This window comes from Ereboglobus luteus (assembly GCF_003096195.1).
Taxonomy (GTDB): Bacteria; Verrucomicrobiota; Verrucomicrobiia; order Opitutales; family Opitutaceae; genus Ereboglobus; species Ereboglobus luteus.
The window spans coordinates 1,788,125-1,796,816 of record NZ_CP023004.1 but is presented as its reverse complement, the minus strand read 5'-3'; the positions used below and the strand labels follow the sequence as shown (position 1 = coordinate 1,796,816).

Annotated in this window: 7 protein-coding genes and 1 pseudogene; 3 read left to right on the top strand and 5 right to left on the bottom strand. The window is 61.2% G+C overall.

All coding sequences use genetic code 11. The features are described from left to right. Positions 1-200: 200 nt before the first annotated feature. Positions 201-1,097, bottom strand: coding sequence for a DMT family transporter (locus CKA38_RS06755; RefSeq protein WP_108824799.1), 897 nt, complete (start codon positions 1,095-1,097; stop codon positions 201-203). A gap of 236 nt (positions 1,098-1,333) precedes the next feature. Between CKA38_RS06755 and CKA38_RS06750 the strand changes: the two genes are divergently transcribed. The 3 genes from CKA38_RS06750 (at position 1,334) to CKA38_RS06740 (ending at position 4,135) form a co-directional block, all read left to right on the top strand. After that, positions 1,334-1,690: an RNA recognition motif domain-containing protein gene (locus CKA38_RS06750; RefSeq protein ID WP_108824798.1), complete on the top strand. Its 357-nt coding sequence runs from the start codon at positions 1,334-1,336 to the stop codon at positions 1,688-1,690. A 265-nt stretch (positions 1,691-1,955) separates the two neighbouring features. Beyond that, entirely contained in the window at positions 1,956-2,912 is a 957-nt protein-coding gene (locus tag CKA38_RS06745) for a phosphoglycerate dehydrogenase (protein ID WP_108824797.1), read from the top strand. Between the two features lie 110 nt (positions 2,913-3,022). Next, positions 3,023-4,135, top strand: coding sequence for an Ldh family oxidoreductase (locus CKA38_RS06740; RefSeq protein ID WP_108824796.1), 1,113 nt, complete (start codon positions 3,023-3,025; stop codon positions 4,133-4,135). 144 nt (positions 4,136-4,279) lie between these two features. Here the strand turns inward: CKA38_RS06740 and CKA38_RS06735 are convergent, their stop codons facing one another. The 4 genes and pseudogenes from CKA38_RS06735 to CKA38_RS06720 form a co-directional block, all read right to left on the bottom strand. Then, on the bottom strand, positions 4,280-5,038 hold the full coding sequence (locus CKA38_RS06735) for a class I SAM-dependent methyltransferase (RefSeq protein WP_161554778.1): 759 nt from the start codon (positions 5,036-5,038) through the stop codon (positions 4,280-4,282). Continuing rightward, complete coding sequence (locus CKA38_RS06730) at positions 5,035-6,027, bottom strand: ABC transporter ATP-binding protein (protein WP_108824795.1); 993 nt, start codon at positions 6,025-6,027, stop codon at positions 5,035-5,037. Before CKA38_RS06730 ends, CKA38_RS06735 begins: the two co-directional genes overlap by 4 nt. A gap of 68 nt (positions 6,028-6,095) precedes the next feature. Next, positions 6,096-6,994: pseudogene (locus CKA38_RS06725) on the bottom strand (ABC transporter ATP-binding protein). A gap of 167 nt (positions 6,995-7,161) precedes the next feature. Then, positions 7,162-8,601 (bottom strand): LpxL/LpxP family acyltransferase, encoded by a 1,440-nt coding sequence (locus CKA38_RS06720; protein ID WP_161554777.1) that lies wholly within the window; start codon positions 8,599-8,601, stop codon positions 7,162-7,164. Positions 8,602-8,692: the final 91 nt, after the last annotated feature.

Here is an 8,692-nt window from a genome sequence, read left to right as displayed (position 1 = left end):
AATCCTTTTGGTGTGTCTTTGAGTTCTGTCCTCGCCCGAAAAATATGTCCGAAACCCGCTTTTTCTTGGATAATTCGGTTGGCATTGAGCGCGACAGGAATGTCGCGTCCGCGTCCTGGCATTCCTACTGACGAACGCCACAAAGAGGAGCGCGGGGGGGGGCGCTTTTGAAACTTCCCCTACCCCGCCCCAATTTGAGGTCAGCCCATGATTGTCAGCGCAATCCCGATCACCACACCGATGACCGCGGGCAGTTTTTTGCGACCGTTGGATTCATGAAAGATCAACAGGCCTCCCGCAAAGGCCACGAGCACGCTGGCGCGGCGAAAACTGGACACGAGCGAAACGAGCGCCTCGGGATTGCGCAGGACATCGAAGTAAAGGAAGTCCGCCGCGAGCAACGCCAGCCCCACAAGCGGAATGCTCCATCGCCAGTGAAATTCATTGCGCGGCCAAAGGCGCGCCTTCCACGCGAGCGCGAGCGGCGCGAAGATCGCCGCCAGATAAATCGCAAACCACGCCTGCACCGTCGACGCCTTGAAACCGACCGTGCCGAGCAAAAACTTGTCATACAATCCGCTGACCGCGCCAAGCAGCGTGCCGCAAATCAACAGCCAAACGGATTTGTTTTTTGAAAAATTGATGCCCTCCTGCCGTCCCGCCACCGAAAGGCCGAAGAACGCGCCGATGGTCGTCACCACGCCGAGGATTTGCAGCCACGACGGACGCTCGCCGAGCACGAGCAACGCGCCGAAAAGCGTCCACACCGGCCCCGTCGCGCGAATCGGGGCGGCGAGTGAAACGGGCAAATGTTTCACCGCAAAATACGAGCATACCCACGACGAGGCGACGAGGGCGGACTTGGCGAACAACAACAAATGCTGATGCGCGTTGAGCGGCTCCACCCACAAAATCTCCGGCAGCGCGCCGGGACTCGCCGCCCGCGCGCCCATGAGCGCGAGCCACACCGCCGCGCTGCACAAATTCGCAAAAAACAGCACGGGAAGCACCGCGTTTTCACGCACGGACGCCTTGGTGAACAAATCGTAACACCCGAGAAAAAACGCCGAAACAAGACTCGCGACAATCCAGTGCATGAGGAGAATTTTAACAATAAAGCCTTCCAGCGTAATCCGCCAGCCGCCATTGCCAAAACAAAATACCCTTGCTTTTGCATCCCGGTTCTATGTGCTGCGCCGTCTCGTTAGAGAAACGTTAGGTCAACAGAAACTGGTGAGTCGTCAGGAGAGCGCAGTTGTTCGAGTGATGATTTCGAAACCCGATGGTCGGGAACGGACTGGCAGCCACGCTCGCTCTACGAACTCAGATAAATATGACAGGTAATTCAAAACTCTACGTCGGCAATATGTCTTTCAAGACAACTGAAGACGAACTCCGCGCCGCTTTCGGCCAATTCGGTTCAGTGACCGACGTCTACGTCGCCATGGACAAGATGAGCGGCCGCCCCCGCGGCTTTGCGTTCGTGACCATGGGCACCCCCGAAGAGGCAAAACTCGCGGCGGAAAAGATGAACGGCGTCGATCTCGGCGGCCGGACCCTCACAGTCAATGAAGCTCGTCCCAAGGAAGAAGGCGGTGGCCGTTCCTTCGGTGGCGGCGGCGGACGCGGCGGCTTCGGCGGTCGTGAACGTCGTGGCGGCTTCGGCGGCGGTCGCGATCGCCGCGACTAATCCAAAGCACCCGACCAGAAAAACGATTCACTAACAAAATCGATTTTAAAACGAAGACGGAGCCCTCAAAAAGGCTCCGTCTTTTTTTGCGCGCAAACCCGGGCGCGGCAGCGCCGCCCATTCCTCCCCAAACTGAACACCCGCGACATCCCCTGTCGTCCAAAAACACCACGCGCGACCTTGTTTTGGGCTTCCAAATACACCTGTCTTAGTTTCTAATAACACTCCTTTACCAACGCCAAAACCCAACCCGCCGCACACACCCATGACACGCGTCCTCCTCACCACCACCTCATTCCAAGACACGCCCGGAGCCCATCACGACATGCTCGCCGGCCTCGGCGTCGAAGTTGTCCGCGAACGCGGCCCGCTCCCTGAGTCGCGCATGCTCGAGCTCGCGGGCGAATTCGACGCCTTCCTCTGCGGCGACGACGCCATCACCGCCGCCGTCATCGACAAGTCGCTCCCGCGCCTCAAGGTCATCAGCAAATACGGCATCGGCCTCGACAAGATCGACGTCGCCCACGCCAGCGCGAAAAAAATCCCCGTGCTCTTCACCCCCGGCGTGAACCACACCACCGTGGCCGAGCACACATTCCTGCTCCTGCTCGCGCTCGAAAAACAACTCCTCTTCCATTGCGATTCCACCCGCTCCGGCGGCTGGAAACGCAAAACCGGCCATGAGCTCCTCGCCAAAACCATCGGCATCGTCGGCCTCGGCCGCATCGGCAAGGAAGTCGCCATCCGCGCCCGCGCCTTCGGCATGGAAGTGATCGCCTTCGACGTCTACTGGGACGAAGCCTTCGCCGCGCAGCACAACGTCAGGCGCGCCGCCACAAAGGAGGAAATCTTCGCCGCCGCCGACTACATTTCGCTGCACACAAACCTCACCCCCGAGACGCGCGACATGATCAACGCCAAGTCCATCGCCACGATGAAAAAAGGCGCGATCATCCTCAACTGCGCCCGCGGCGAAATCGTGCACACCGCCGACCTCGTTGAGGCGCTCAATTCCGGCCAGCTCGGCGGCTACGGCGCCGACGTGCTCGACCAAGAACCGCCCCCCGCCGATCACCCGCTGCTCAAGCTCCCGAATGTCGTCATCACGCCGCACATCGGCTCGCGCACCTACGAAAGCGTCGTGCGCCAGGCGAGCTGCTGCGTCTCGAACTACAAATCCTTCCTCGAAGGCAAAATCGTCAACCAAGCGAATAAATTCTGAAATACATAGGAGTCAGAATACAGGAGTCAGGAGCCAGGAGAAAAAACCTTCGGCATCTTTAAGCCTTCTGCATTCTGACTCCTGACTCCTGTATTCTGACTCCTTTACCAATGGAAACCTACTACATCGTTCCCGAAAAACAGCATAACGACCTCGTCGCCGCCGCCTACATGCACCGTGGCTTCCATGCCGACGAGTCCGGCGAGGCCGCGCGCTTCTGCGCCGACGCCACGCGCCACGGCATCCGCACGCACAACGGCATCAAGGCCCTCCACCTCGACCACCTCTTCGGCTCCGGCTCGAAAGGCTGCGTGCCCGGCGCGCAAATCGAGGAGAAACCCTCCCGCTTCGCCGCGACGAAAATCTGGAACGCCAACAAAAAACTCGGCCAGGCCACCGCCTACCGCGCCATGGACGCCGCCATGAAACTCGCCGACCAATACGGCACCGGCACCGTTGTCGTTGATAACGCCTTCCACTATCTCTGGGGCGGCGGCTACGTGATGGACGCCGCGCGCCGCGGTTACTACGCCTACACGAACTGCACGGCCGCGCTCGCCGAAGTCGTTCCCTTCGGCGGAAAATTTCCCACGCTCGGCACCAATCCGCACTCGTGGGGTTTCCCCACCACCGACGCCATCGGCTTCCCGATCGTGATCGACTGGGCGACATCGGTCGTCGCCATGGGCCGCGTGCAACAACTCCTGCGCGAAGGAAAACAACTGCCGCCCAACGCCGCCGTTGACGCCGACGGCAACCCGACCACCGACCCCGCGAAAGCGAAGTCGCTCATGCCCTTCGGCGCGCACAAAGGCTACGGCCTCTCGCTCATCAACGAACTCGTCGGCGGCATGATCGGCGGCTCGCTCCCGACAATCCGCAACCGCTGGGAACAAGTCTCCGAGGGCGACAAGGGCACCTGCTGCTTCTACTTCCAAGTCATCCATCCCGACGCGATCAGCGGCGGCGCGTTTGCCAAGGGCCGCACGCAATCGCAAAACGTGAAAGCCGTCCTCGGGACATCCTCGGCCACGGCAACGACAAGTGCATCCTCCCCGGCCAGATCGAGGCGGAGTTCGCGAAGAAAACGGCGGCAGCCGGCGGCCTCCTCTTCAGCAAAGCCGAAATCGACGCGTTCAACGAACTCGCCACCGAGGCGAAGCAGCCCCTCTGGGATATTGCCTCGCTCAAAACAGTGTCGTTCTAAACAAAACAGTTTTTAACATTCACAATGCTCACACGGCGGCGGAATTTTTTCCGCCGCTTTTTTATTTTTATAAACACGCACGACAAGAAGACGCGACTTCCTTAACGCAGATTCCCCATCCGTGTTTCTGGCATGCTCAAAAGCCAGCGGACGCCGGCGTTCACTCCGGTTTCCGGCACAGCGCGGCGAAGCCGAGGCAGAGTTTGGTGTTGCCGGACAACTTGTCGAACAGCGCGCCGGCGATGTTGTTCATCAGATACAGCGGCGCGCCAAAGACGCCGAGAGCGCCGAACAGATACATGTTCATGATTTGGAAAAACGCCGCCGCGGAACCGCCGCGCGAAAGGAGTGTTTCAATCTCGAACCCGGAATCGACGGCGAGCCGCGCCACGCCTTGCTGCGTGAATCGCCAGTGATCCGCCGGATGCGGATGATAGAACCACACGTGCGGCACGCTGAAAAGCAGGCGTCCTCCGGGGCGCAGGATGCGGCGCAACTCGCGCATCGCCGCCCATGGCTGCGCGCTGTGCTCGATGACTTCGGTGCAGAGCACAAAATCAAAACCATCCGCGGGCAGTCCGGTTTGCTCAACCGTGCCGACGTGGTCGACTCCGGGGCCGGGCGCGATGTCGAGCGTCTCCAGTTTCCAGCCGCGCGCCTCGAAAAGTTTTTTATACGGGCTTTGCTCGCAACCGGCATCGAGCGCGATTTTGCGCGGTGACTCCGAGAGCTCCGCGACGGTCTGCGTGAAAAGTTCGTTGATGTTTTCGGCAAGCTTGGAGAGCACGAGATAATCGTATTTCCAAATCGAGGGGCGCGTGCGGTCGGTGGCTCGGTGCAGCGCGCGGTGAAACGCGGGACGCCGCGCGGGCGCGGTTTGCGTGGCGTTGCCGCCGTTGTCGGGGAGGTCGATTTTCACTGCCAGATTTCCTCGGCGCGGATGCAGGCGACTTCGCGGTTGTCGCCGGCCTCGAGTTTTTCGAGCGGCGGCACGGCGGCCTGGCAGCGTTCCTGCGCGTGCGGGCAGCGCGGGTGAAACGCGCAGCCGCGCGGCGGGTTGATAGGCGAGGGCGGATCGCCGGGCAGGACGATGCGTTTGCGCGCGCGCTCGACGTCGGGGTTGGGCGTGGGGATGGCGCTGATGAGCGCGCGCGTGTAGGGATGGCGCGGGTGCTCGATCACATCGACCGCCGGGCCGAGCTCGACGATTTTGCCGAGATACATGACGGCCACGCGATCGGAGATGTGCTTCACAACGGAGAGGTCGTGCGCGATGAAGATCAGGCTGAGGTTCATCTTGCGCACGAGCTGCGAGAGGAGGTTGAGGATTTGCGCCTGGATGGAAACGTCGAGCGCCGAGACGGGTTCGTCGGCGATGATGATTTTCGGATTGAGCGCGAGGGCACGGGCAATGGCGATGCGCTGGAGTTGTCCGCCGGAAAATTCGTGCGGATATTTCTGCATGAAGCGCGGCGCGAGGCCGACGAGCGTCATGAGTTCGGCGACGCGCGGCGTGACTTCGGCGGGCGCGCACACGCGGTGCACAAGGAGCGGCTCGGCGATGGTGTCGTGCACCGTCATGCGCGGGTTGAGCGACGCGTAGGGGTCTTGAAAAACCATCTGCATGTCGCGCCGCACGGCGCCGATTTCGTCCGCGCCGCCCGTGGTGAGATTTTTGCCCTCGAGAATAACCGCGCCGTCCGTGGTGGGCACGAGCTGCATGATCGTGCGCGCGAGCGTGGATTTACCGCAGCCGGATTCGCCGACCAGCCCGAGCACCTCGCCGCGCGCGAGCGCGAGGTTGACGCCGTCGACCGCCTTCACCGCGCCGGCGTTGCGGCGCACGAGGAACCCCTGATGCACGGGGAAGTGCGTCTTGACGTCACGGAGTTCGAGGATGGGCGGCATGAGATAAATTTTGGATTTTGGATTGGGGATTTTGGATTGATAGGACGGATCGGGCTAATCAGGCGGTTTCAAATTTCGCCTGCCTGCACGCGCAGGCAGGCTTGTTGGTGCTCGGGGGTTACGGGTTTGAGTCCGGGTTGTTGTTGGCGGCAGCTTTCCCTGGCAAGTTCGCAACGTTCGGCGAAGGCGCAGCCGGTGAAGTTTTTTGATATGTCGGGGGAAGTCCCTTGATCGTGAAAAGTTCGCGGCCTTTTTGTTGCAGCGAGGGGATCGAGCGTTGCAGGCCGATTGTGTAGGGGTGCTTCGGCTGGTAAAAGAGTGTGCGCGTGTCGGCGGTTTCGACGATGCGTCCGGCATACATGACTTGCACGCGGTCGCAGAGGCCGGAGACGACGCCGAGGTCGTGCGTGATGAAGACCACGGCCATGCCGGACTCCTTCTGCATTTTTTTAATGAGCTCCAAAATCTGCGCCTGCACGGTCACGTCGAGCGCCGTGGTGGGTTCGTCTGCGATGAGGAGTTCGGGGCGCGTGATGAGCGCCATCGCAATCATGACGCGCTGGCGCATGCCTCCGGAAAACTCGTGCGGGTGATAGTGAATGCGTTTCGCGGCGTCGTTGATGCCGACGGCCTCGAGCATTTCGAGCCCGCGGGCAAGCGCGGCCTTGCGGGAGATTTTTTCGTGGATGATGAGCGGCTCGATGAGTTGCTCGCTGATGCGCAGGTAGGGATTGAGCGAGGTCATCGGATCCTGAAAAATCATCGAGATGCGCTTGCCGCGGATCGACTGCAACCGGCGCGGCGCGCAGTGGAGCAGGTCAACGCCGTCGAACATCGCCACGCCGCTTTCAATGCGTCCCGGCGGTTGCGGGACGAGGCCCATGAGCGAATAGCACGTGACGGATTTTCCCGAACCGGACTCGCCGACGATGCCGAGCGTCTCGCCGCGCTCCAGATCAAAACTCACGCCGTCAACCGCGCGATACACACCGCTGCGCGTGTGAAAATAAGTGCGAAGATCTTTGACGGAGAGAAGCACGGGAAGAGAAAGGCTGAATGACTGAAGGTTGAAAGAAAATGCAAAAGGCGCGCAGGCGGAAATTTTGGAGGCCCCGGGAATTCCGTTTTCAGCCTTCAGGCTTTCAGGTTTTCAGGTTTCCCCTCCTCCGGCAGGCCGAAGTGTTCGAAGAGTTTTCGCCAGAGCACGGCGGGGGCGGGATTGGTCGCGAGAAAATCAGCGGGGACCTCGTAAACATCGGTGAGGCTCGGGCGGCGTTGGCCGGGACGCGCGAGGCCGAAGCGCTGCGGGCTGCGCGTGGATTTGGCCTCGCGATCGGCGCGCGCGGATTCGTCGAGATTCACAAACACGTCGGGATATTCGAGGCGGAGTTTTTTGAAATAACAACGCGATGCCAGGGCGCCGCGCGGCAGCTCGCGCAAGTAGTCGGCGGTGCCGTCGTCGATGAGCGGCTTGAGCGCGTCGAGCGCGCCCGCCGGCGCGAGGAGCGTGAGTTGCGTGTCGGGGCGCGACCGGCGCAAGTCGCGAAAGATCGGCAGCGCGGCGGCGAGTTGCGCGGGCGCGATTTTGTCCGCGGGGAAGCGCACCCACACGCGCGTTTTTCGCGGCATGGTGGCGCGCGTGAAACCGTGCGCGGCGAGGTCGGCGTCGAGATAATCGTTTTTCGTGTGAAAGCGGAAGCGCAGGGTCGGCCAGTTCTGGCTGCGCCAGCGCCCGTGACTCCAGAGCCACGACGCGCACATGTTGTCGTCGTTGGAGAGCGCGTTCTCGAGCCAGCGGTCAAGCGCGATGGTGGCGTCGATGGCGCTGCCGCCGGTGACGATGTCAACGCACTCGTAGCCGATGCGCCAGAATCCGTAGCGGCGCGGATAAATGATCGTGAGACGCGCGTTGTATTTTTCGACGAGAGTCCCGGGAAACTCCGTCGTCGAGCAGACGCGCCCGAGAAATGTCGTGAGCGCGCCGTGGTGGCCGGCGTTTTGATCGAAGAGAATGCTGATGACGCCGCGGCGTTTCATGACGCGGAAAATTTCAAACAATCCGTCGCGCCGTGAAAACAGCCTCAGCCCGTGGCGTTCGCGCGTGGATTTTATCCACGTGTTGAGATCGTTGTTTTTGAGCGGTCGGAACACGACGCCGACCTCGCCGCGATATTCCGTGAAAAGCGCGAGCCACGTGAGGCTTTCCCAATACGCGAGGTGCAGCGTGCCGATGACTCCCGGCGATTCGGGATTCTCGGCGATGCGGCGCGCGAGCGCGGCGTCAAACGACGGCGTGGCGCGCGCGATGCGGCACAACCGCGCGTCGGACATGAACGGGCTCGCGAGCGAAAGCATCCCCGTCTCGATGAGCCGGCGCGAGCTCTTGAGGGCGATCTTGCGATGCCAGGCGTGCCCTCTCTCGGGAAACGCGTGATGCAAATTGGAAAAAACGATTTGCCGGCGCTTGGGCAAGAGCAACACCACCGGGCCGAGCAGCCAGGCGGTGAAATGCAGCAAAAACTCAGGCGTGTGCGCAATGAGCCAGCCGAAAATCTTGAGGAAAAGGAGTGTCACGCGAAACACAGATGAAAAGGCGCGCGAGGCTTTGTGTGAAGCGAGTTTTTCCGTTTTCGGACAAATGAAAATTCGCCCAGATTTCCGGCAT